20 protein-coding genes are annotated in these 21,686 nt (G+C 72.7%); 11 read left to right on the forward strand and 9 right to left on the reverse strand.

Annotation, left to right across the window (positions count from 1 at the left end; genetic code table 11):
• Positions 1–220 precede the first annotated feature (220 nt).
• Both ABZ937_RS34305 and ABZ937_RS34310 read right to left on the reverse strand, forming a co-directional pair.
• A complete protein-coding gene (locus ABZ937_RS34305; RefSeq protein WP_361697689.1) occupies positions 221–901 on the reverse strand; it encodes an ATP-binding protein in 681 nt (226 codons plus the stop codon).
• Between the two features lie 205 nt (positions 902–1,106).
• Positions 1,107–1,430 (reverse strand): hypothetical protein, encoded by a 324-nt coding sequence (locus tag ABZ937_RS34310; protein ID WP_361697691.1) that lies wholly within the window; start codon positions 1,428–1,430, stop codon positions 1,107–1,109.
• Between the two features lie 304 nt (positions 1,431–1,734).
• On the opposite strand from ABZ937_RS34310, the gene ABZ937_RS34315 reads away from it, so the two are divergent.
• The 8 genes from ABZ937_RS34315 to ABZ937_RS34350 all read left to right on the forward strand — a co-directional run bounded on the left by ABZ937_RS34315 (position 1,735) and on the right by ABZ937_RS34350 (position 9,214).
• On the forward strand, positions 1,735–2,859 hold the full coding sequence (locus tag ABZ937_RS34315) for a PLP-dependent cysteine synthase family protein (protein ID WP_361697693.1): 1,125 nt from the start codon (positions 1,735–1,737) through the stop codon (positions 2,857–2,859).
• A 232-nt stretch (positions 2,860–3,091) separates the two neighbouring features.
• Positions 3,092–4,291, forward strand: a complete 1,200-nt coding sequence (locus ABZ937_RS34320; RefSeq protein ID WP_361697695.1) for an ATP-binding protein — start codon at positions 3,092–3,094, stop codon at positions 4,289–4,291.
• Positions 4,288–4,689, forward strand: a complete 402-nt coding sequence (locus ABZ937_RS34325) for a roadblock/LC7 domain-containing protein (protein WP_361697697.1) — start codon at positions 4,288–4,290, stop codon at positions 4,687–4,689. Before ABZ937_RS34320 ends, ABZ937_RS34325 begins: the two co-directional genes overlap by 4 nt.
• Positions 4,686–5,060, forward strand: coding sequence for a DUF742 domain-containing protein (locus ABZ937_RS34330; RefSeq protein WP_361697699.1), 375 nt, complete (start codon positions 4,686–4,688; stop codon positions 5,058–5,060). Before ABZ937_RS34325 ends, ABZ937_RS34330 begins: the two co-directional genes overlap by 4 nt.
• Entirely contained in the window at positions 5,035–5,637 is a 603-nt protein-coding gene (locus ABZ937_RS34335; RefSeq protein WP_361697701.1) for an ATP/GTP-binding protein, read from the forward strand. Before ABZ937_RS34330 ends, ABZ937_RS34335 begins: the two co-directional genes overlap by 26 nt.
• Positions 5,638–5,687: 50 nt before the next feature.
• Positions 5,688–7,037 (forward strand): cytochrome P450, encoded by a 1,350-nt coding sequence (locus ABZ937_RS34340; RefSeq protein WP_361697703.1) that lies wholly within the window; start codon positions 5,688–5,690, stop codon positions 7,035–7,037.
• A gap of 126 nt (positions 7,038–7,163) precedes the next feature.
• Positions 7,164–8,426 carry a cytochrome P450 gene (locus ABZ937_RS34345; RefSeq protein ID WP_361697705.1) on the forward strand — a complete coding sequence of 421 codons (1,263 nt, stop codon included), beginning with the start codon at positions 7,164–7,166 and terminating at the stop codon, positions 8,424–8,426.
• Positions 8,423–9,214 carry an enoyl-CoA hydratase/isomerase family protein gene (locus ABZ937_RS34350; RefSeq protein ID WP_361697707.1) on the forward strand — a complete coding sequence of 264 codons (792 nt, stop codon included), beginning with the start codon at positions 8,423–8,425 and terminating at the stop codon, positions 9,212–9,214. Before ABZ937_RS34345 ends, ABZ937_RS34350 begins: the two co-directional genes overlap by 4 nt.
• Here the strand turns inward: ABZ937_RS34350 and ABZ937_RS34355 are convergent, their stop codons facing one another.
• Together ABZ937_RS34355 and ABZ937_RS34360 are read right to left on the reverse strand one after the other, a co-directional pair.
• The gene (locus tag ABZ937_RS34355; protein WP_361697709.1) at positions 9,215–9,688 is read right to left on the reverse strand and encodes an SRPBCC family protein; all 474 of its coding nucleotides are present in this window, start codon (positions 9,686–9,688) and stop codon (positions 9,215–9,217) included. It abuts the gene before it with no gap.
• Between the two features lie 70 nt (positions 9,689–9,758).
• Positions 9,759–10,589 carry a DeoR/GlpR family DNA-binding transcription regulator gene (locus tag ABZ937_RS34360; protein WP_361697711.1) on the reverse strand — a complete coding sequence of 277 codons (831 nt, stop codon included), beginning with the start codon at positions 10,587–10,589 and terminating at the stop codon, positions 9,759–9,761.
• Between the two features lie 204 nt (positions 10,590–10,793).
• Here ABZ937_RS34360 and ABZ937_RS34365 point away from each other — a divergent pair, with 204 nt between their 5' ends.
• The gene (locus ABZ937_RS34365; RefSeq protein ID WP_361697713.1) at positions 10,794–13,148 is read left to right on the forward strand and encodes a hypothetical protein; all 2,355 of its coding nucleotides are present in this window, start codon (positions 10,794–10,796) and stop codon (positions 13,146–13,148) included.
• A 46-nt stretch (positions 13,149–13,194) separates the two neighbouring features.
• Here the strand turns inward: ABZ937_RS34365 and ABZ937_RS34370 are convergent, their stop codons facing one another.
• The 4 genes from ABZ937_RS34370 to ABZ937_RS34385 form a co-directional block, all read right to left on the reverse strand.
• Positions 13,195–15,633: a right-handed parallel beta-helix repeat-containing protein gene (locus tag ABZ937_RS34370; RefSeq protein ID WP_361697715.1), complete on the reverse strand. Its 2,439-nt coding sequence runs from the start codon at positions 15,631–15,633 to the stop codon at positions 13,195–13,197.
• A 231-nt stretch (positions 15,634–15,864) separates the two neighbouring features.
• Positions 15,865–16,470, reverse strand: coding sequence for a hypothetical protein (locus ABZ937_RS34375; protein WP_361697717.1), 606 nt, complete (start codon positions 16,468–16,470; stop codon positions 15,865–15,867).
• Between the two features lie 207 nt (positions 16,471–16,677).
• Positions 16,678–17,502: an MOSC N-terminal beta barrel domain-containing protein gene (locus ABZ937_RS34380; RefSeq protein WP_361697719.1), complete on the reverse strand. Its 825-nt coding sequence runs from the start codon at positions 17,500–17,502 to the stop codon at positions 16,678–16,680.
• A 45-nt stretch (positions 17,503–17,547) separates the two neighbouring features.
• Complete coding sequence (locus tag ABZ937_RS34385; protein WP_361697721.1) at positions 17,548–17,988, reverse strand: DUF6643 family protein; 441 nt, start codon at positions 17,986–17,988, stop codon at positions 17,548–17,550.
• Between the two features lie 325 nt (positions 17,989–18,313).
• Between ABZ937_RS34385 and ABZ937_RS34390 the strand changes: the two genes are divergently transcribed.
• Positions 18,314–19,588, forward strand: coding sequence for a TerD family protein (locus tag ABZ937_RS34390; protein WP_361697791.1), 1,275 nt, complete (start codon positions 18,314–18,316; stop codon positions 19,586–19,588).
• Between the two features lie 6 nt (positions 19,589–19,594).
• On the opposite strand, the gene ABZ937_RS34395 is transcribed toward ABZ937_RS34390, so the two are convergent.
• Positions 19,595–20,788 (reverse strand): glycosyltransferase, encoded by a 1,194-nt coding sequence (locus tag ABZ937_RS34395; RefSeq protein WP_361697723.1) that lies wholly within the window; start codon positions 20,786–20,788, stop codon positions 19,595–19,597.
• 54 nt (positions 20,789–20,842) lie between these two features.
• Here ABZ937_RS34395 and ABZ937_RS34400 point away from each other — a divergent pair, with 54 nt between their 5' ends.
• Complete coding sequence (locus ABZ937_RS34400; RefSeq protein WP_361697793.1) at positions 20,843–21,622, forward strand: aspartate/glutamate racemase family protein; 780 nt, start codon at positions 20,843–20,845, stop codon at positions 21,620–21,622.
• Positions 21,623–21,686 lie beyond the last annotated feature (64 nt).

Below are 21,686 nucleotides of genomic sequence, written 5' to 3' on the forward strand. Positions count from 1 at the left end.
TGGGGGAGGCCATCGCGGTACGGAGCGAGGTCGCCGTGGGATCGCCGTGGGACGGGGAAGGCCCGTGATCCGGTCTGCCGGGGACGGCCGGAGGGCCGACGGGGCGGGAGCCGGCGTCCCAGGCGGGCCGCACGGCGGGCGCGGCAGCCGCGGTCGAGGGAGCAGCCGCGGCGGCGACGGGCCTCGCACCCTCGACCGGTGTCGAATTGCCGACCGGTGTCTAGTTTCCGACCCGTGCCGGGTTGCCGACCGGTGTCGCGTTGCCGACCCGCGCCGAGCTTCCGACGGAAGGCGGGCTGCTGACGGCGGTGGCCGTGCTCCCGACCGGAGCCGCGGCCCCCGCGGCCAGGGAGGCCCCAGCCGGGACCGGAGCACCGGAGGCGACACCGGCTCCCGCCGCAACAGGCGCAGCCGCAGGTGCGGACACGGGCGTCGGCGGCGTCGGCCGTACCGCCCCCTTCGGCGCCCCCGCCGGACGGCTGCGCGCCCCCGCCGTGGCCGGCAGCGTGAACCACACGACCTTGCCGTTCTCACCGTCCGGCCGCGCGCCCCAGCTCTCGCTCACCGCGGCCACCATCGCCAGGCCCCGTCCGCACGTTGCCAGCGGTGTGGCGTCCGGGTCCGGTAGGTCGCCCGGCACCGGAAGGCGCGGATCGTGGTCGCGCACCGAGACCGTGAGCCGGTCCGGCAGCAGCTCCAGCTCGACCGTGCACGACTTGTCGGGCCTGGCGTGCCGGTGGACGTTGCTCAGCAGCTCCGTCACACCGAGCGCGGCCCGGTCTATCAACGGGTCCAGATGCCAGTAACGCAACTGTGCAGATACGATTCTGCGGACCTGTCCGATCCGCGACGGCAGGGCTTGGAGCTCCACCGTGCAGTGCCTGCTTGGATGACTGATCACGGCTGCGACTCCCCGATGTGAGGTCCGGAGGAACCGGAAGAACACGGAGAACAACGGATCCAGCAGGGTGCTTGCGTCCAAACGTCCGCCTGCTGTCGTGGCCGGCGGGCTGGTTCGCAGCGTTATCGCCGGTAAACCCAGAGTGACGTGAGACCAGCGTGACGCAGCGGTTGCACTCGCGCAACTCGCCACGACGGTGCGCCGCTCAGCCGCCGCGTCCCGCCGCCCGGCGGACCGCCTCGATGAACCTCCGGGCCGCGGGCGGTCCCGGCTTGCCCGGCGCGGGGTCGTGCTCGCCCAGCGTCAGCAGATACCGCGTGCCGTTGACGTCGGCCAGCGCCCGGTCGTCCGGCGCGAACCACGGCTTGGAGGCGCGCACCGCCTGCACCGGCGCGCTGTCTATCTCGCTGCCGTAGCTGGTGAGCAACTGCAGCCTGCCGTCGCTGATCCGGACCTGTCCGGCCCGGGTGAGCGAACGCAGACGTTTGCCGATGCGCACGCCTGTGGCCGTGAACTCCGGTTCCGCCATGTCTCGCCGCCCCCTTGCGGTGTTCCCGTGGTCCCGTGCGCCCCCGTCCGGGGGCGATCGTCCCCTCGCGTGCAGTCTGCCCCGGTGCGGCGTGGAGCACCAGTGCGCGCGGGGCGCGTGCGACAGCCGCCCGGAGCACTTGCGCCCATGCGCCCCCAGCGGGCTCGTACAAGTGTGCCCCAGGGCGTTCTTTGGCTGGCTCAAAGATGCGTTTATGCAGGTGGGAAGCGGTGTGAAAGGTGCTTATGCTCGTCTTGCCGGCCCGCGCGAGGCGCCGTCGGCGAACAGCGTAAGGAGCCCCGCCGTGAGCACCACTCCCCAGACCAGGACCGGCGCCACCCTCGATGTCGACCGCACTGACGCCGCCTACCGCGACTGGCTGAAAGAGGCCGTCCGAAAGGTTCAGGCCGACGCCAACCGTTCGGCGGACACACACCTGCTGCGCTTCCCGCTGCCCGAGCGGTGGGGTATCGACCTCTACCTGAAGGACGAGTCCACCCACCCCACCGGCAGCCTCAAGCACCGGCTGGCCCGCTCCCTGTTCCTGTACGGCCTCTGCAACGGCTGGATCCGGCCGGACCGCCCGGTCATCGAGGCGTCCAGCGGCTCGACGGCGGTCTCCGAGGCCTACTTCGCGAAGCTGATCGGCGTGCCCTTCATCGCGGTCATGCCGCGCACGACGAGCGCCGAGAAGATCCGCCTGATCGAGTTCCACGGCGGCCGGTGCCACTTCGTGGACGACTCCCGGAAGATGTACGAGGAGTCCGCCCGCCTCGCGGTGGAGACCGGTGGCCACTACATGGACCAGTTCACCTACGCCGAACGGGCCACGGACTGGCGCGGCAACAACAACATCGCCGAATCCATCTTCCGTCAGCTGCGGTGGGAGCGGTTCCCGGAGCCGGCCTGGATCGTCGCCACGGCGGGCACCGGCGGCACCTCCGCGACGCTCGCGCGCTATGTCCACTACATGCAGTACGACACCCGGATCTGTGTCGCCGATCCGGACAACTCCTGCTTCTTCGAGGGCTGGACCACCGGCGATCCGGACGTCACCTGTGACTGCGGCTCCCGGATCGAGGGCATCGGCCGGCCCCGCATGGAGCCCAGCTTCGTGCCCGGCGCGATCGACCGGATGATGAAGGTCCCGGACGCGGCCAGCGTCGCCGCCGTACGCGCCCTGGAGGGGGCCATCGGCCGCAAGGCGGGCGGTTCCACGGGCACCGGTCTGTGGAGCGCGCTGAAGATCGTCGCCGAGATGGTGGCCGAGGGGCGTACGGGCAGTGTCGTCACCCTGCTGTGCGACCCGGGCGACCGCTACCTCGACAAGTACTACTCGGACGCGTGGCTGGCGGAGCAGGGCCTGGACATCGCGCCGTACGCGACGGCGATCGACTCGTTCCTGGCGACGGGCGTCTGGCCGGACTGACCCGGACGCGGCCGTGGGGCGGCCGCTGTCTGACGGCCGGGTAGCGGGCCTGTGTGGGTTTGGTGACGTCTCAATTGTGGCTCTGGGTAAGCGTGTTGTGCCTGAACGGCTGATAAGATCATCCCACTTTTCAGTGGGCTGATGGCGTGTCATGAATGCGTCCGGGGGGACAGTCTCAAAGGCACCGTCGCGCTCCCACGCTGTCGGCGCGATGCGACTTGAAGAGAGTCTCATGACGTCATTGACCCAGGATCCACTCCTGTGGATCTTGCTGGTGGTGCTCATCGCTGCGGTCCTCGCGGTGATGCGAGCCCGGAGAACCAACATGGCTCTCCGAAGAACGAGGAAGGACCTGGAGGCAGGACTGGGGGAGGCGCGCAGTGATGTCGGCCGGCTCCACGCGCACATCGCGACGCTGACCGGCCAGCATCAGCGCGACCTCGCGGATGTACGGGCGGACGCGGAGGCGTCGACCAAGGCGGTGCTGAAGTCCGCGATGGGCACGCTCCAGTCGCTCGCCGAGGAGCAGCAGGTCCTGCTGGACGCCCTGTTGAAGAAGTACGGCGACACCACGGACGTCCTGGCCGACCTGATGTCGGTCGACCACACGGGCAGCCAGTTCGGCCGCCGTGCCAAGGGCATCTCCGTGCTGTGCGGCGGATGGCTGGGCCGGCGCGAGGGCGCCGCCACGGTGTTCGACGTCGCCCGCAGCGCCCAGGGCAGGATCAAGGACTTCAGCCGGGTCAGCGTCCACTCGCAGGTCAACGTCTCCCTCGTCGGCAAGGCGGTCGAGCCGGTGGCCGTGGTGCTGGCCGAGCTGCTGGACAACGCGACGAACTACAGCGCGCCCGGAACCCCGGTCGAGGTCAACATCCAGGCCGTACCGACCGGCGTGTGCTTCATCGTGGACGACGCCGGCCTCGGCATGGACCAGGAGACCAAGGACCGGGCGGCGGCGCTGCTGTCCGTCGACGGTCCCGTCGACATCACCGGTCTCGGCGATCCGCCGCGGTTCGGCTTCGCCGTGTGCGGCATGCTCGCCGCCCGCTACGGCTTCGCCGTCTCCGTCGGTTCCGTGTCCCCCTACGGCGGAGTGCGTGCAGTGATTCGTGTGCCCGAAAGTCTCCTCTCGGCCGACGTCCCTTCCCCCGCGGCCGGCACCCAGGACACCGCGGGCCCGGAGGCGGCTCCCCAGCGGCTGGCGCCGGTCCCGGTCGTGGGCCCCTCGCACGTGGTGGGCCAGACCTCCGGAGGTCTGCCCAAACGCCGGCGCCGCAACGGCCCCGTCACGGTGGTCCCGGCCCTCGACAGCGCCGGCCCGCAGGGCTCCGGTCCGGACAGCGAGGTGACGGCGTCTCGGCTCGGGGCGTTCGCGCGCGGAACACAGCTTGGGCGCACCACGAACACCACGGAAGGACCTGACAACAAGTGAACATCGACCTGTCCTGGGTGCTGAACGACGTGCTTGAGGTACGCGGAGCCCGGCACGCGATCCTCGTCTCGGGCGACGGCCTGCTGCTGCAGCGCTCCGACGACATCGAGCGGGACGACGCCGAGACGAACGCCGCGGCGATGAGTTCGATGCAGTCGCTGAGCCGGGCCGTGGCGGGGTTCGTGGGTGCGGGGCACGGGATCTGGAAGCAGACGCTGCTGGAGTACGACGGCGGCTGGATCTTCCTGATCGCCGCCGGCCAGGGCTCGTACCTCGCCGTCTCCGCCGCGCTGGACGTCGACATGGAGGCCATGTCGTTCCGCATGCAGAAGACGGTCGCCGGCCTCAGCAAGGCGATGAGCGTGGCGCCGCGCTCGGACAACGGTGCCGGCGCATGACGACGCCCGGCGAGGAAGCCTCCGTCACCAGTGACTTCGTCCGCTCCTATGTCATCACCGGCGGCCGTACGCTGCCGGCGTCGGACGATCTGGCGCTGCACACCCTGGTCACCCTGGCCCCCGAGCGGACTCCTCCGCTGGGGGCCGGCCCCGAGGTGATGGCGATCTGGAAGCTGTGCGCGGGCGGATACCTGTCGGTCGCCGAAGTGGCCGGCCACGTGGGGCTGCCGGTCGGGGTGGCCCGGCTGCTGCTGACCGACTTATCCGAGCAGGGACACCTCCTGCGCCGCGCCGAGCCGCCCCGGGCTCAGAACGTTGACAGAGCGACCCTGGAAAAGGTTCTGAATGGACTCCAATCCCTCATCGGCTGAGACGGCCCCCGGCTCCATCTATGTCTCCAGCGCGGTGACCAACGCTGCCAAGATCCTGGTCGTCGGGCATTTCGCCGTGGGCAAGACGACCTTCATCGGTTCGCTGTCGGAGATCACCCCGCTGCGCACCGAGGAGAAGATGACCCAGGCGTCGCTCCACATCGACGACCTCCGGGGCGTGACGGACAAGACCACCACCACCGTGGCCCTGGACTTCGGCCGGCTGACGCTCAGCGACGAACTCGTGCTGTACCTGTTCGGCACCCCCGGACAGCAGCGTTTCATGCAGCTGTGGGAGGACATGGCCCGCGGCGCGCTGGGTGCGCTGCTCCTGGTCGACCCCGCCCGGCTGGAGGAGACCTTCCCCGTCATCGACCTCGTCGAGCGGTACGGCCTTGAGTACGCCATCGCGGTCAACAGCTTCGAGGCGGGCCGGGTGTACGACGAGGCGGAGGTCCGCGAGGCCCTCGACCTGCTCCCGGACACCCCCGTCGTCTACTGCGACGCCCGCGACCGGCAGTCCTCCGCGCACGCGCTGATCGCGCTCGTGCGTCACCTGCTCACCCGAGCCGCCTGACACGCCCACCCCCCGGACCACCGGCCCGGAAGCCAGCAGAAGGAACCCCCATGGACCGCCAGTCAGCCCCCGCCCCCACCGGCGCCAGATGCCCCCTGCACGACGCCGCGTTCGCAGCCGACCCCCAGCAGGTATACGACCGGTTGCGCGCCCACGGTCCGGCCGCGCCGGTCGAACTCGTGCCCGGCGTCGACGCCACCCTGGTCCTCGGGCACGAGACGGCCCTGCGCGTGCTGCAGAACTCCACGCTCTTCGCCCGGGACGCCCGCCGCTGGAAGGCCCTGGGCGAGGGGCGGATCGGGCTCGACCACCCGGTGCTGGCGATGATGGCGTACCGGCCGAACTGCCTGTTCACCGACGGTGCCGTGCACCTGCGGCTGCGCAAGGCCGTCACGGACAGCCTCGCCCGGCTCAACATCACCCGGATCCGCCGCGACGTCGAGCCCATCGCCGACTACCTCATCGACCAGTTCAGCGAGCGAGGCCGGGCCGACCTCCTCAACGACTACGCCAAGCTGCTGCCACTCCTGCTGTTCAACAAGCTCTTCGGCTGCCCGGCGGACATCGGCGACACCCTCACCAGCGCCATGTCGGCGATCTTCGACGGCAAGGACGCCCTGCGCGCCAACGAGGAACTCACCGCCTGCCTCATGGAACTGATCGCCCTCAAGCGCCGCCGGCCCGGCGACGACGTCACCTCCTGGCTGATCCAGCACCCGGCGGGGCTGACCGACGAGGAACTCAAGGACCAGCTGGTCATGCTGATGGGCGCCGGCGTGGAGCCCGAGCGCAACCTGATCGGCAACGCCCTGCTCCTGCTGCTGTCGCCCGACACCAGCGGACGCGACTCCGGGCTGCTGATCGAGGAGGCGCTCGACCACGTCCTGTGGAACCAGACGCCCATCGCCAACTACGCCACCCACTACCCGGTCCAGGACGTGGACCTCGGGGGAGTGGTGGCCGAGGCCAACACACCGGTCGTCATCAGCTTCGCCGCGGCCAACAGCGATCCCGCGCTGGCCGAGGCCCGCCGGAGGCACAGCAAGGGAGCCCACCTGGCGTGGGGGGCCGGTCCGCACGCCTGCCCGGCCAAGGACCCGGCGCAGGTCATCGCCGTCACCGCGATCGAGAAGATCCTCAACGCCCTGCCCGACCTGACGCTGGCCGTCCCGGAGAAGGACCTGGAGTGGCGGCCGGGACCGTTCCACCGGGCGCTGGTCGCGCTGCCCGTGGCCTTCAGCCCGACACCGGCCACCCGCATGGTCTCCGCCCTGCACAACCGGACCGCCCCCGCCGCGGCGGAGCAGCCGCTGCCCACGTCCCCGGTCGCCGCCGCACGACAGGAACCGGCCAGGAAGAAGGGCTTCTGGAGCTCCTTTCTGGACATCTTCCGGGTCTGAGGCACGACATGTGCGGGTCTGATGTGCAGCATGTGACAGGAGCAACACTGTCAGGCGCATGACGAAGGAAGGGGGAAGGGTAGATTCCGGCGGTAACGGTAACGCCCAGCCACAAAGGAGCTTCGCGTGACCGCCGTTGGCGTCATACGCGGTACCACCACCGACCGCCGAGCCGTCATCCCCCTCCTTCGTCGTCTCCGTTCCGCCGAGGGGCAGGCCGATCCCCTGCCCGTCTGGGACGAACTGCGCGCACTGGGCGATGTGGTGTCCGCTCCCTGGGGCGGCTACTTCGTGACCGGGTTCGACGCCTGCAGCGAGATCCTGCGCGGCAGGAACTGGCTCGTACCGGACTTCGCCTGGCAGGAGCGCCGGTCCGGCACGGCACGCTGGCAGGACCCGGCCACCCGGGAGATGACGCGGACGCTCTCCCGCCTCAACCCGCCCGAGCACACCTTCCGGCGCCGCGCCCTGGGCAACCTCTTCGACCGCGACACCCTTGAGGCCATGCGGCCCCGGATCGCCGACCATGTCACCCGGCTCCTGGACCGGCTCGACGTACAGCTGCGCACCCACGGCGAGGCCGACTTCGTCACGACGGTCGGCGACCAGCTCCCCATCCACACCGTCGGCCACTGGCTCGCCATCCCCGCCGAGCACTATCCGCACATCCTGGACTTCACCCACCGGCAGGTCCACGCCCAGGAACTGATCCCCACCAAGAGCGAGCTGGCGGTCTCGGCCCGGGCCACCCTGGAGATGCGGGCCTTCTTCACCGGCCTCCTCGCGGATCGCCGCGCCCGTCCTGGCAACGATGTCCTCTCGGACTGGATCCGCTACTGGGACGCCCAGTACCCCGGCGACCGCGCGGCGGCGGACCAGATGCTGTACGACCTGACGATGTTCATCACCATCGCCTCCCTGGAGACCACCGCCACGCTGCTGACCAACGCCGTGTGGTTCCTGACCCAGGACCCCGCCCGGGCCGACCGGCTGCGCCGGCACCCGGAGGACATCGACGACGCGATCGACGAGGCGCTGCGCTACGACCCGCCCATCCACCTCAACTCCCGCTTCGCCGCCGACGACACCGTCCTGGCCGGCGTACCCATCGCCAGGGACACCACCGTTCACGTCCTCTACGGCGCCGCCAACCACGACCCGCGCCGCAACGCGGACCCCCACGTCTTCGACATCCGCCGCAAGGGCGGCCACCTCACCTTCGGCGGCGGCGCCCACTACTGCCTCGGTACGGCCCTGGCCCGCCTGGAGGCCCGCCTCCTGCTCACCCAGCTGCTGGACCGATTCCCCGCCCTGCGCCCGAGCGCCGGCCCGACCTACGCGAACCGGATGGTCTTCCGGCGCATCACCTCGCTGAAAGTGACGACATGACCGCCCTCCCCCTCAGAGTCCTTCCGACCGGCCCCCTGCAGCAGACGTTGCGGACCCGCCGGGAGGGAGCCGTCCTCACCGTCGAGCTGAACACTCCCGAACAGGGCAACACCGTCACCGACGCCCTGCTGGACGACCTCCTGGCGGTCCTCCAGGACCAGGACCCGGCGGTCCGGGTGCTCGTGCTGACCGGGAGCGGCGCCGACTTCTGCCTCGGCGGGGACCGCGGCGAGTTCACCCGGCACCTCGCCCACGACCCCACGGGCAGCGGCATCCGGATGTCGGGGACCAAGGCACGGCGCGTCTGCGACGCCCTGACCTCGAACCCGGCCGTCACCATCGCCCGCGTGCACGGCAAGGCCATCGGGGCGGGCCTCGCCCTGGCCCTCGCCTGCGACCTGCGGGTCGGAGCCGAGGACGCGACCTTCCGGCTGCCCGAACTCGCCCTCGGGCTGCCCACCGCGTGGGGCGGCCTCCTGCCCCGCCTCATCAGCGAGGTCGGGGCCGCCCGCGTCCGCGAACTCGTCCTCACCGGACGCGCCTTCACCGCGGCGGAAGCCCAGTCCCTGTCGATCCTGCAGAAGGTTGTGCCCGAGCACGAGCTGGACACGGCCGTCGCCGACTGGGCCAAGCCGATCGTCCGCCGCCCCCCGGCGGCGCTGCGCGTCACCAAGACGCTGCTCAACTCGCTGTCCGGCGCCTCCCGCCTCGCCGACGTCTCCGTGCTGGACGCGGAACTGATGGCAGCGGTCGTGACCGAGTCGCGCCATACCCGCGAAACCGGCTGATCAGCGCCTCGCCAGGAGCCGGTCCAGGGACGTCATCGCGTCGCGGAAGGCGCGCCCCAGACCGGCCCGGGCCAGCCCGAGAACGAACCGGAACGGCGCCGTCCCGTCCGCGGCGAAGGTCCACTGCACACGCGTACCGGTGCCCTGAGGGGTCAGGCACCACTCCTCGACCAGGGCACGGACGCCCGGCGCGTTGGTGGTGTCGACGCGGTAGGCGTACACCTCGGGCGCCTTCGCCGCGAGGATCGTCTCCTCGAACCGCGTCCCGCCCCTGAGCCGGATCTCCCGCCCGGCGCCGCCGTCGGTGGCCCGGGCGAGCGTCACCGCCGAGAACCACCGCGTCCAGCCGGGCACGTCCTCGGCCAGCGCGCGGAAGACCTGCTCGGGGGCCGCGGAGATCTGCCGCGCGAAGACCAGACGTACGGGCGCGGCCCGGACGAAGTCGATTTCCACCGGGCGCAGGCGACGAGCCATGGACGAGACCCCCTTGTGCCACTGCCGCGGCGCGGCCGATCGGGCAGGGGCCACCATAGCTGACGGTTCCTCAGATGTCTGTGCCGTCTTCCCCGGGCTCGCCCGCCACCACCAGCCGCAGGTGCTCGGAGATCTCCGTGCGCGCCTCGGCGGGCAGCCCCGCATCGGTCACCAACGTCTCCACCTGCTCCAGCGTGGCGAACGAACTCAGGCCCACCGTGCCCCACTTGGTGTGGTCCGCGACCACCACGACCCGGCGCGCGGAGTGCACCAGCCGCCGGTTGGTCTCGGCCTCCGCGAGGTTCGGCGTGGACAGGCCGGCCTCCACCGATATGCCGTGCACCCCGAGGAAGAGCAGATCGAAGTGGAGCGTGGCGATCGCCTGGTCGGCCACCGGTCCCACCAGGGAGTCGGACGGGGTGCGCACCCCGCCGGTCAGCACCACGGTGGCCGACCCCTGCCGCTGCCCCGCGGTGCGCTGCGCCGCGTGGAAGACGTCCGCGACCCGCACCGAGTTCGTCACCACGGTCAGGTCGGGCACCTCCAACAGGTGCTGGGCGAGCGCGTACGTCGTCGTACCGCCGGACAGGGCGATCGCCGCCCCCGGGCTGACCAGCCGGGCCGCGGCGCGCGCGATGTCCTCCTTGGCGGTCAGCTCCAGCCCCGACTTCGCCTCGAACCCAGGTTCGTGGGTGCTCGCCTCGACCACCGGGACCGCGCCGCCGTGCACCTTCTCCAGCATCCCCTGGCGGGCGAGCGCGTCCAGGTCGCGGCGCACGGTCATGTCCGAGACGCCGAGCTTGCGGGTCAGTTCGTTGACCCGTACCCCGCCCCGGCGCCGGACCTCGTCCAGGATCAGGGCGCGGCGCTGCTCCGCGAGGAGGTTCTGATTCTCACTCACGTACGCTCCGGTCCTTTCGCCGCCTACCGTCCGACACGCCATCCTTTCACGGGTCGGTTCCGCTTGCGCCACCACCTGCGGGACCGTCCGCCGTCACTCGTTCGGGGAGATTCCGTGACGGTACGTGTACCCGACTGCCGGAACGGCGATCCTGAAGCCCGCACGACACAGACGTCAGCGCGTCACGGGGGAAGTGCGAGAAAAGTGGAACGTGCACAGGAACGCCTCGCGGGGCCGGCGGAGCCGGAGATCGATCTGGAACTGCTGGTGCACGGGGTCGGTGGGACCACGCCGGAGAAGATGCTCGGTGACCCGCGCACCGTCCGGGTCACCGGCGACGAAACGGCGGCCGTCTTCCGGCGTGCCGACGACGCCGAGGCGGCTCCGGAAGACGGCCCGCACCCCCGCAGGGGACCCGTCCGGGAGGCGTACGTCTGGTGCAACCTCACCTCCGGCGACGCCAGCCGCGCCCTGTGGCTGTTGCTGCTGCCGTTCATGGTGGTCAACCTCGCCCACTGGATGCGCCCCGCCGCCCCCGGCCGGCCCCGCGCCGTCCGGCTCTACGGCCTCCTCGTACGCCTCGCCGCGCTCACCCTGACCGTGCTGCTGGTGGCCGCCGCCTGCGAGGTGGCCCTGGACCTGGTCGCCTGGCAGTGCGCGGGCACGCCCGCCTGCGTCCGCCGCAACTCCTGGCTGGGCTTCCTCGCCCCCGCGGACCCCGGGGCGCCCGCCGGATCCGGCGGCTGGTGGAGCGCGCCCGGCCGCCGACTGGCCGTCGCCGCGGCGCTGCCGACCGCCGCGACCGGCCTGCTCTGGTACCTCTCGCACCGCACCTGGAGCGCGTACGAGTCCCACCGGCCGCTGTCCGTCGACCCCGACCCGGACACCGACCCCGAGCCGGGCACCCACGGCAGCGCGCTGGCCCGGCCCGGCTTCTGGTACGGCCGCCGCCTGGTCGCCCGGCTGCGCGCGGCGCACACCGCGGCGGGCCTGCTCACCGTGGCCACGGCCGTCGCCGTCCCGGCGGCCCGCTTCGACCACCGGACCGGCGGCCCCCCGGCCCTGGACGTCCTCGGCCGGCTGCTGACCGCGGCCCTGCTCGTCTGCGGCGCGGTGGTGGTGGGCGTGGTCTGCCGCCGGGGGCGCAGCGAGAACCGCCTCGACCAGCGGCTCGACCAGCACCTCGTGCGCTCCCTGCCGCTCGCCGCGCTCGGCCTCCTGCTGCTCGGCCTGCTGTACGCCGGCTGGTCCCGGCCCGGCTGGCAGTCCACCGGGCGACTCCCCGGCGACCCGGCCTTCGGTGCCCTGATGCTGGCCCAGGGCGTGCTCGTGATCGCCCTCGGCGGCGTGGCCCGGGGACTGCACCGGCGCCGCCCCGACCCGCGCGCCGGAATGCGGGGCCTCGGCGGTCCCGCCGTCGCGCTGCTCGCCTGCGCGCTGGGCGGGGTGATGTCCGGCGGGGTCGCCCAGCGCGTCGCCGACTGGCTGGACGGCACCCGCACCCTGCTCGCCGGGCCGCCCGTCCTGCTGACCTGGCAGGCGTCCGCCATCCCGCCGATTCTCGCGGTCCTGCTGGTCCTGGTCGCGCTGCTCGCCGCGCGCACCGCCCGGCTCGCCCGGACCGAACGCGACCGCGTCCGCCACGAGCACCCCGGCGAGCCCGAGGACCCGTCCCGCACCCGGGCCATCGCCCACGCCCGGGCCATGGCCGGCCTCACCGACAAGGTGCCCGTCATCGTCGGCGTACTCACCGCCGCCACCCTGCTGCTGGGCACCGCGGCGCTGGCCGGTGCCCTGGCCACCGGGAAGACACCCGACGGCGCGGCCCACCGCACCCACCACGTCGTCCGGGCCGTGGCCGAGACCTCGCAGGCGTTGGGCTCCTGGCTGGTCGGACTCGGCTTCCTGCTGTTCGTGACCTGGGGCAGGCGCGCCTACAAGGACGCCTCGGCACGCCGCACCATCGGCATCCTCTGGGACGTCGGCACCTTCTGGCCGCGCGCCGCCCACCCCTTCGCACCGCCCTGCTACGCCGAGCGCGCGGTACCGGACCTGACCTGGCGCATGGCCACCTGGACCCGGCGCACCGGAGGCCGGCTGGTGCTGTCCGGCCACTCCCAGGGCAGCGTCCTCGCCGCCGCCGCGGCCTGGCAGCTGCCGCCGTCGGTACGCGGGCGGGTCGCCCTGCTCACCTACGGCTCCCCGCTGGAGCGCCTGTACGGCCGCTGGTTCCCGGCCCACTTCGGACCGCGGGCACTGGCCGCCCTGCACCACGACATCGCCTGCTGGCGCAACCTGTACCGGCGCACCGACCCCATCGGCGGCCCCGTCCGCGTCACCGACGACACCACTCCGGACGTGGACCACGAGCCCCTGCCGGACCCCCGCGCCTACGGCCGGACCCCCGACGACCCGCTCCCGGCCCCGATCCTCGGCCACTCCGACTACCAGTCGGACCCCGCCTTCACCCGGGAACGAGCCCACCTCCTGACCCGCCTGCGCCCGGACCTGCCGGGCCAGCGCCCGGAGCCGGCGCAGGGCCGGGCCGAAGCGGACTGAACCACATGCCCGGCGCGCCCCGCCACGAGGGCGTGCGGAGGCCCGGTCAGGGCAGCTCCGGCAGATCCTCCGCGTACAGCAGGGTCAGATCGTCGGTGGTCGGGTCGGCGAGCTGGGCGACACGGCCCGCGTGGCGCTCCACCATCGCCTCGAACGTCTGCCGGGCGGTACGGCCGTTGCCGAACGCCGGGCCCTTCGGGAGCGCCGTGAAGTACTTCAGCAGCGCCTCGGACGCGCCCGGCGCCAGCCGGTACTCGTGCTCGTCGGACTGCTGCTCCACGATCCGCAGCAGCTCCTCGGGGCCGTAGTCGCCGAAGGTGATGGTGCGGGAGAAGCGGGAGGCCACGCCCGGGTTGACGGAGAGGAAGCGCTCCATCTCCGCCGTGTACCCGGCGACGATCACCACCACCGCGTCCCGGTGGTCCTCCATCAGCTTGACCAGGGTGTCGATGGCCTCCTTGCCGAAGTCCCGCCCGGCGTCCTCCGGCGACAGCGCGTACGCCTCGTCGATGAACAGCACCCCGCCGCGCGCCCGCTCGAAGGCCTCCTGGGTGCGGATCGCCGTGGAACCGATGTGCTCGCCGACCAGGTCGACCCGGGACACCTCCACCAGGTGGCCCTTCTCCAGCACCTCCAGCGAGGCGAGGATCTCGCCGTAGAGCCGGGCGACCGTCGTCTTGCCGGTGCCGGGGGAGCCGGTGAAGACCAGGTGCCGCTTGACGGAGGCCGCCTTCAGCCCCGCCCGCAGACGGCGCCGGCCCACCTCGATCATGTCGATCAGCGCCCGCACCTCGCGCTTGACGCTCTCCAGACCCACCAGCGCGTCGAGTTCCCCGAGCACATCCTTCGACGTCCGCTGCGGCATCTCCGGCCCGGCGGCCGGGGCGGGCGGTTCCTGCTCCGCCGCCCGCTGCCCGGGGAACGAGCCCAGCAGACCGGCGGACTGCGGCACCGTCTGCACGGCCGTCTCCCGGATCGCGGGCGCCCGCGGACCGCCGCTCTCGTCGCTGCTGCAGTCCTCCACGACGGGACCCGTCCCGGAATCCGCGTCCGGGCCGCCGTCGGCGAACTCGTACCCCCCGCGCGCACACCGTTCCGTACGGCACTTGCGCAGCGTCGTACGGCAGCCGTCGATCACATGGAAGCCGTAGCCGCCGCTGCCGCTGACCCGGCAGTTCAGGAAGCTGCCCCGGCCGCCCGCGGAGACGTAGAAGCCGGCCTCGGAGGGCGAGTCGACCGTGCAGCGCTCCACGGTCGGGTCGGCGCCCTTGGTGACGATCACTCCGGTCTGGACGCCGTCCAGGGTGCAGTTGTTGAGCGTGCCGTCGCTGCCGTGGTCGCGGAACCAGGCGCCGGTGGCCGCCTCCCTGATCCGGCAGTCGTCCAGCTGCGCGGTCGCCCCGTCGCTCACCGACACGGCCGTGTTGCGCACCTGCGACAGGTCACTGTCGACGACGTCCGCGCGGGAACCGCGGTCGAGCACGAACAGCGCGTCCGGCACGTCGTGCACCCGGCAGGAGTCGAGCACGGCGGTGGCCCCGTCGCTCACCCACACCGCCGGGTAGTCGCCGGTGCTGTCGAAGATCTCGCACTGGTTGGCGTCCACCCGGGTCCCGGGGTCCCACACCGACAGGCCGTTGCGCCCGAACTGACGGACCGTCGTCCGGGTCAGCGTCAGCACCGAGCGAGAGCGCAGGTCGACCGCGTTCTCCGGGATGTCGTGGATGCGGCAGTCGGCGAGGGTGAGCACCGCGTCGGTGTCCAGGGTGATTCCGTCGGCGGTGGTGCGGTGCACATCGCAGTCGGTGAGGTGGGCGGTGGCCCGCTGGGTGACCTGCACGCCGGAGCCGCGCACCTCGTAGATCTCGCACCCGACGGCCTCCAGCGAGGAGTTCTCGCCGGTCGCGGTCATCCCGGTGCCGGAGGCGTGGTGCACCCGGCAGCGCTCCAGGCGCGGATGGGCTCCGCCGCGGACGGCCACGCCCGCCTGGCCGGCCGCGACGACCTCGCACTCCTCGAACACCCCGCTGCCGCCGTCGAGTACGGCGATGCCGATGCCGGCCGGGTTGTCGACGGTGCACCGGCGCACGGTCGGGCGCGCCCCGCCGCGCACCTCGATGCCGGTGGCGGACCGGGTGACGATCCGCACGTCCATCAGCTCGGGCGTGCCCTCCTCGACCAGCAGTGCGGGCGCCGCCGCGTCCTGGCCCTCCACGTGCAGGTCCTGCACCACGGCCGAGGCCCGCACCGTGAGCGGCACACCGTCCACGGGCGCGATCCGCACCGAGCCGGGGGAGCCCTCGGGCCCACGGAGTGTCACCGCCCGCTGGACGACGAGGTTCTCCCGGTAGGTGCCGGGGGCGATCGTGAGGACGTCGCCGTCGGCGGCGGCCTCCAGGGCGGCGGCGAGCGATGCGTACTCACCCGTGCGGCGCCGCCACCGCGAAGTACCGGTGTGCGTCACCTGGACCGTGCCCTGTGCCATGGCGTTGCCGTGCCCCCACCTCGTCGTACTGATGGCGCGCTGCCCGCCGGGCGCAGCCGCCGGTGCCGGGATCGCGACCCTGCTCGGCCCTCCGGGCGTGAGCGCGTTCGCGCTCCCGGAAACCTGAGCGCCCCCGGGGGTTCACGCACCCGCGGGTTGTCGCCGAAAGCGCTTCGGCCGGTCCACCGTAGCGTGTGTGTGCACGCCGGGTTGACCAGAGCCGGAAGGCCGTCAGCTGCCGGTGCCCGCCTTGCCCCAGTCCGGGCCCGCGCGGTCCCAGGCCTGGTCCCAGCGCGCGTACCGCCTGCGGATCAGGCGCCAGACGGTCAGGCGCCGGCCGGTCTCGACCAGGGCCGCGGTCAGCAGGGCCGCGCCGAACCCGGCGAGCACGGCGTGCGTCGTCGCCGTGGCGGAGTCCAGCGGACGGGTCGTTATTCGGCCGTGCGGATCGGTCCAGAGCCCGAAGTGGTCCCCCCGGTGCGGGGACTTGAGGTCCGCGAGGACCGGGCCGTGCTGCCGGGTGCCGTCCGGTGCGGTCCAGTCGGCGAGGACACGGCTGCGGGCCTCGCGCGCGGAGGTCGTGTCGGGGTCGGGCTCCGGCAGGGTCCCGCCCAGATCGCGCACCACGGTGGCCGTGACGAGATGGCGCGCGTGCTGCTGCCGCTGGACGGACTGCTGGAGCGAGTCCTGGGCGGCGGCGCCGACCAGACAGCCCGTCACGGGCGCGACCACGGCGATCAGCAGCAGCGCCACGAGGGCCAGCCACGCCTCGGCCAGATCGGTCGCGCGGCGCAGCGGATTGCGCCGCCAGCGCCACAGCCCACTGAGTGCCCGCATGCCCCCACCCCCCTTCCGGTCCGTCATAGCCCCCCGGCGACCGCGCTCGCTCCCGGACCGGATCGGGAGAGAGCGACATCACGTCCACCGCGGTGCCTGACACGCGGCCTCTCACGAATTTCTCACGCTCTCTCAACGACCAGGACACGTCCCCGGGTTCCCGGTCCGCCGGATCATCGCCGGCGTCCTGCGCGTGCCGCTCGCGTACTAGTCGAGCACCCGCACCGGGTCGCCGACTCTGATCGTGCCGGGGGAGAGGGGCACCAGATTCAGCCCGAACAGCAGCCTCCCGCCGATCCTGCGGTGGCGCGCCAGGGTGTGCAGCGGCTCCCGTCCGCGTACGGCGGTGTCCTGGTCGGTGGTCGTCACGACACACCGCCCGCTCGGCTTGGGGGCGCGGAAGACCACCTCGCCGACGGAGATCCGGGTCCAGTGGTCCTCGGCCCAGGGCTCGGTGCCGGCGACGACGACGTTGGGCCGGAACCGGTTCATGGGCAGCGGGCCCTCGCCGGAGTTGCGGCCGTCGGCGATCAGGGAGTTCAGGGCGTCCAGCGAGGCGGCCGTGGTGACGAGCAGCGGGTAGCCGTCGGCGAAACTCACCGTCTCGCCGGGCAGGGCGTACTCGGGGTCGACCGGGCGGCGGGTGGCCGGATCGTCCATGTGCACGAGGCGGACCTCGGCGCCCAGGTAGGCGCTGCACCAGGCGTGCGCTGCCGCGGTGGCCGGGATCCCCTCGACCTTCGTGCCGAACACGTTCATCGGCACGGTCGCCGTCGGCTCCGGCACCTCGACCGTCAGCGGCGCCCGGCCGGGCGCGGACAGACGAAGGCCGCCGCCGGCCAGTGGCTCGGCGGCGGCCAGCGCGAGGCGCGGCTCCTCACGCTGTGTGACGACCTTTCCCCCGTCGTCGATCAGCGCCCAGCGTCGATCCCCGGCCAGGCCCCAGGGCTCCACGAGGGCCTCCCGGAGCGACATGCCTCGGAACGCCTTGACCGGGTGGACGTGGATCGACTGCACTTCGGCGATTCCCATGCCGTCCATCGTGCCAGGCGGCACTGACAGCAGGGGAAGGGCCGGTCAGTAGCCGCGGTACTGCTGGTTGTTGTACGGGTCCTGGTAGGGAGCCGGCGCGGGCCGCGGCGCGGCCGGGCGCATGGCCTCGTACCCGTTGCCCGGAGCCATCGGCCGCTGCTGCTGCGGGGCCTGCGGGCCGGGGTAGCCGCGCGGGGCGCTCGCCTGCTGCGGGATGTAGGCCGTGGGCGCCTGCTGCAGCGGCGCGGGCTGCGGCGTCTGCGGGTATCCGTAGGCGGGAGGCTGCGAGGAGGAGGGGCCCGCCGGGAGGGCGGGGAGGGCCGACGGCAGGGCGGGCAGGCTGCTGCCCGTGTCGTAGGCGGCGGGGACCCGGATCGGGGCGATCTGCGGGGTGCCCCGTTCGGCCACGAGCGAGTCGTAGATCGGGGTGTCCGGGAAGGAGGCGGAGTAGTAGCCGCCACCATAAGTGGAGCGGGGGGAGGTCATGGCACATAAGTTAAGCCCACGATGTGCTGGTTGGGGAGACCGATAAGAGGGTTGTTTTCTGTGCAGGCAGGAGCCTGGGATCCTCAATCCGAGCGAACTCGGCAAAAAGGGGCGCCGATCAACGTTTGGATCGTGTAAAGGACGAGTTCCTGCCGGGTTACCGGCGGTTGACCGGCGATCTTCCTGTGCCGTCCGCGGGGTGCGCCGTGCCCGGGAATAGGTTGTGCGGGTAGGGATGACAACACAGCCGGGGCGGTGCGCGCCGATCACGCGGACCGCAAGGACGAAACCCGGAAGCCGACACGCGATGGGGGCGGACATGACAATGCCGAAAGGATCGAACACGGCGGTGCCGACCACGGCGCTGCGCGTCGAATTGGGCTGGCGCTCCGGCCCCGGGGTGCCGGACGCCGACGCCTCGGCACTGCTGCTCGCCGCCGGAAAGGTCCGATCCGACGGGGACTTCGTCTTCTACAACCAGCCCGCCCATCCCTCCGGCGCGGTACGTCACGAGGGCAAGCGGACGGCCGGCGGGCGCGTCACCGACACCCTGCTCGCCGACCTCGCGCGCGTGGAGGGCGCCGTCGAACGGATCGTTCTCGCCGCCTCCGCGGACGGTGGAACGTTCGGGCAGGTCCCGGACCTCTACATCGAGGTGACCGACGCCGTCTCCGGGCAGGTGGTCGCCCGCTTCGACAGCCCCGGCGCGACCGTGGAGACGGCCTTCGTGCTCGGCGAGTTCTACCGCCGCCAGGGCAACTGGAAGTTCCGCGCGGTCGGCCAGGGCTACAGCAGCGGACTCGAAGGCCTGGCAACGGACTTCGGCATCTCCGTGGACGAGCCCCAGCGCGCCGCACCGCCCACGCCGACGACCGTCACCGCACCGCCGCCGCCCGCTACGGCTCCGGCGAGCACACCACCGCGTCCCGCCGCGGCCCCGGCCCCGCCGCCCGCGGCCCCGTCCGCACCCGCCGCCCAGCCGGTCCGCCTCTCCAAGGTCACCCTCACGAAGGCGGCGCCCTCCGTCTCGCTGGCCAAGCAGGGCGGTACCTCCGGTGCCATGCGGGTGAACCTCAACTGGCAGATGCGCAAACAGTTCCCGGGCTGGGGCAGCCGCCGGGGCGACCTCGATCTCGACCTGTGCGCGCTGTACGAACTCGCCGACGGCCGCAAGGGAGTCGTACAGGCCCTCGGCAACGCCTTCGGCTCGCTCCACCGGCCGCCGTACATCCACCTCGACGGCGACGACCGCACCGGAGCCGTGGCGAGCGGCGAGAACCTCACCGTCAACCTCGACCACAAGCAGGACTTCCGGCGCATCCTCGTCTTCGTCACCATCTACGAAGGCGCGCGTTCCTTCGCCGACCTGCACGCCACGGTCACCCTCCAGCCGCAGCACGGCGCCCCCATCGAGTTCTCACTGGACGAGTGCACCGTCGCCTCCCCGGTGTGCGCGCTCGCGCTGATCACCAACACCGGCGGCGACCTCCTCGTGCAGCGCGAGGCGCGCTATCTGGTGCCGGAGCGCGGATCGAGCCCGCAGCGGACCGTCGACCGCGCCTACGGCTGGGGCATGAACTGGACGCCCGGCCGCAAGTGACCGGGCTCAGCCCTCGTCGGGCACGGCGTCCGGGCGGGCGTAGGTGCGGCCCTTCCAGGCGGCCCCGCGCCCGCGGTAGTGCTGCACGGCGGAGTCGACCGTCATCAGCAGGTACAGGAACGCGGTGAACGGCAGCAGCGGGGCGAGCCACAGCGGCTGCCGGTAGTAGCGCAGCATCGGCACGTACGTTCCCGCCATCACCGCCCACGCCGCCGCGCCGACGAGCGCGGTCGCCGCAGCGCCGCCGGCCGCGCCCACGGCCACGGCGGCCGGCGGCACCAGGTACACCAGCGCGAGCCCGGCGACCGTACCGAGCAGCAGCAGGGGGTTGTGCCGCAGCTGGGCGTAGGCGCTGCGGGAGACCATCCGCCACAGGTCGTGCAGCCGCGGATAGGGGCGCACGCTGTCCACCCGGTCGGCCAGCCCCAGCCACACCCGGCCGCCCGAGCCCTTCACCGCGCGCGCGAGCGCCACGTCGTCGATGACCGCGTGCCGGATGGCCTCCGGGATGCGTGCCTTCTCCGCCATGTCCGCACGGATCAGGACACAGCCGCCCGCCGCCGCGGCCGTGCGCGAGCCCTGCCGGCCGATCCACCGGAAGGGATACAGCTGCGCGAAGAAGTACACGAACGCCGGGACCACGAGCCGCTCCCACACGCTCATCACCCGCAGCCGCGCCATCTGCGACACGACGTCGAAGCCCCCGGTACGGGCCGCCGCCACCAGCTCGCGCAGGCTGTCCGGCGCGTGCGCGATGTCCGCGTCCGTCAGCAGCAGGTACGCGGGGTCACGCGCGCGTGCCAGTCCGATCCCGTGCCGCACCGCCCACAGCTTGCCCGTCCAGCCCGCCGGCGGCTCACCGGGCGACCCCACCGTGAGCGGCAGCCCGCCGTGCCGCCGGGACAGCTCGCGAGCCAGCTCACCGGTGCCGTCCGTGCTCCCGTCGTCCACCAGGAAGACCTCCGCCCGCCCCGGATAGTCCTGCGTCAGCAGCGACGGCAGACTGGCGCTCAGCACGGCGGCCTCGTCGCGGGCCGGCACGACCACACAGACCGACGGCCACGCGTCCGGTTCCCGGCGCCGCGGCAGCCGGACGTCCGTGCGCCAGAAGAAGCCCTGGCCCAGCAGCAGCCAGCACCAGGCGGCCAGCGACACGACGGTGATCCACAGGAAGGCGCTCACGGCCGCAGTCTGCCCCACCCGAACGGCTCCCGAGGGCGGATCGTCTATCGTGGCCGGGTGAAGATCGCGCTCATGGACTCCGGAATCGGCCTGCTGGCGGCCACCGCCGCGGTACGGCGCCTGCGGCCCGACGCGGATCTCGTGCTCTCCCTGGACCCGGACGGCATGCCGTGGGGGCCGCGTACCCCCGAGGACGTCACCCAGCGCGCGCTGGACATCGCCGAGGCCGCCGCGGCCCACCGGCCCGACGCGCTCATCATCGGCTGCAACACGGCCACCGTGCACGCCCTGCCCGCCCTGCGCGCCCGTCTGGAGCCCGGTATCCCGGTCATCGGCACGGTCCCGGCGATCAAGCCGGCCGCGGCCGGCGGCGGCCCCGTCGCCATCTGGGCCACCCCGGCCACCACGGGCAGCGCCTACCAGCGCGGCCTGATCGAGGCGTTCGCCGACGGGGTCCGGGTGACCGAGGTGCCGTGCTGGGGGCTCGCCGAGGCCGTCGAACACGCGGACGAGGCGGCCATCGAGGCGGCCGTCGCCGCGGCGGCCGAGCTGACACCCGACGAGGTAACGACCGTCGTCCTGGGCTGCACCCATTACGAGCTGGTGGCGGAACGTATCCGCGCCGCCCTCCAGCAGCCCGGTTCCGCCCCGCTCGTGCTGCACGGCTCCGCCGGAGCGGTGGCCGCCCAGGCCCTGCGCCGGCTCGGTGAGCTGCCCGCACCCGAGGCCGCGGCGGACGGCACGCTGACGGTCCTGCTGAGCGGCCGGGAGGGCGAGCTGCCCGCGCCCGCGCTGCACTACGCCGAAGGGCGGCTGCTGCCGGCCGTCGTCCCGGTCGCCGACCGCGGCTGACCCGTTGATCCACCGGGGACCGCGCCGATCCACGTAGGGGCGGCACGGAGTGGTCACCCTCGGC

It is taken from the genome of Streptomyces sp. NPDC046727, assembly GCF_040645635.1.
In the GTDB taxonomy this organism is placed as follows: Bacteria; Actinomycetota; Actinomycetes; order Streptomycetales; family Streptomycetaceae; genus Streptomyces.

Excerpts from the sequence above, each read along its gene's own strand:
- ABZ937_RS34375 (WP_361697717.1), bottom strand. The coding sequence starts at position 16,470 with ATGCGGGCACTCAGTGGGCTGTGGCGCTGGCGGCGCAATCCGCTGCGC.
- ABZ937_RS34390 (WP_361697791.1), top strand. The coding sequence starts at position 18,314 with ATGCCGAAAGGATCGAACACGGCGGTGCCGACCACGGCGCTGCGCGTC.
- ABZ937_RS34400 (WP_361697793.1), top strand. The coding sequence starts at position 20,843 with ATGGACTCCGGAATCGGCCTGCTGGCGGCCACCGCCGCGGTACGGCGC.
- ABZ937_RS34385 (WP_361697721.1), bottom strand. The coding sequence starts at position 17,988 with ATGACCTCCCCCCGCTCCACTTATGGTGGCGGCTACTACTCCGCCTCC.
- ABZ937_RS34335 (WP_361697701.1), top strand. The coding sequence starts at position 5,035 with ATGGACTCCAATCCCTCATCGGCTGAGACGGCCCCCGGCTCCATCTAT.
- ABZ937_RS34330 (WP_361697699.1), top strand. The coding sequence starts at position 4,686 with ATGACGACGCCCGGCGAGGAAGCCTCCGTCACCAGTGACTTCGTCCGC.
- ABZ937_RS34355 (WP_361697709.1), bottom strand. The coding sequence starts at position 9,688 with ATGGCTCGTCGCCTGCGCCCGGTGGAAATCGACTTCGTCCGGGCCGCG.
- ABZ937_RS34340 (WP_361697703.1), top strand. The coding sequence starts at position 5,688 with ATGGACCGCCAGTCAGCCCCCGCCCCCACCGGCGCCAGATGCCCCCTG.
- ABZ937_RS34310 (WP_361697691.1), bottom strand. The coding sequence starts at position 1,430 with ATGGCGGAACCGGAGTTCACGGCCACAGGCGTGCGCATCGGCAAACGT.
- ABZ937_RS34370 (WP_361697715.1), bottom strand. The coding sequence starts at position 15,633 with ATGGCACAGGGCACGGTCCAGGTGACGCACACCGGTACTTCGCGGTGG.
- ABZ937_RS34350 (WP_361697707.1), top strand. The coding sequence starts at position 8,423 with ATGACCGCCCTCCCCCTCAGAGTCCTTCCGACCGGCCCCCTGCAGCAG.
- ABZ937_RS34380 (WP_361697719.1), bottom strand. The coding sequence starts at position 17,502 with ATGGGAATCGCCGAAGTGCAGTCGATCCACGTCCACCCGGTCAAGGCG.
- ABZ937_RS34320 (WP_361697695.1), top strand. The coding sequence starts at position 3,092 with ATGACGTCATTGACCCAGGATCCACTCCTGTGGATCTTGCTGGTGGTG.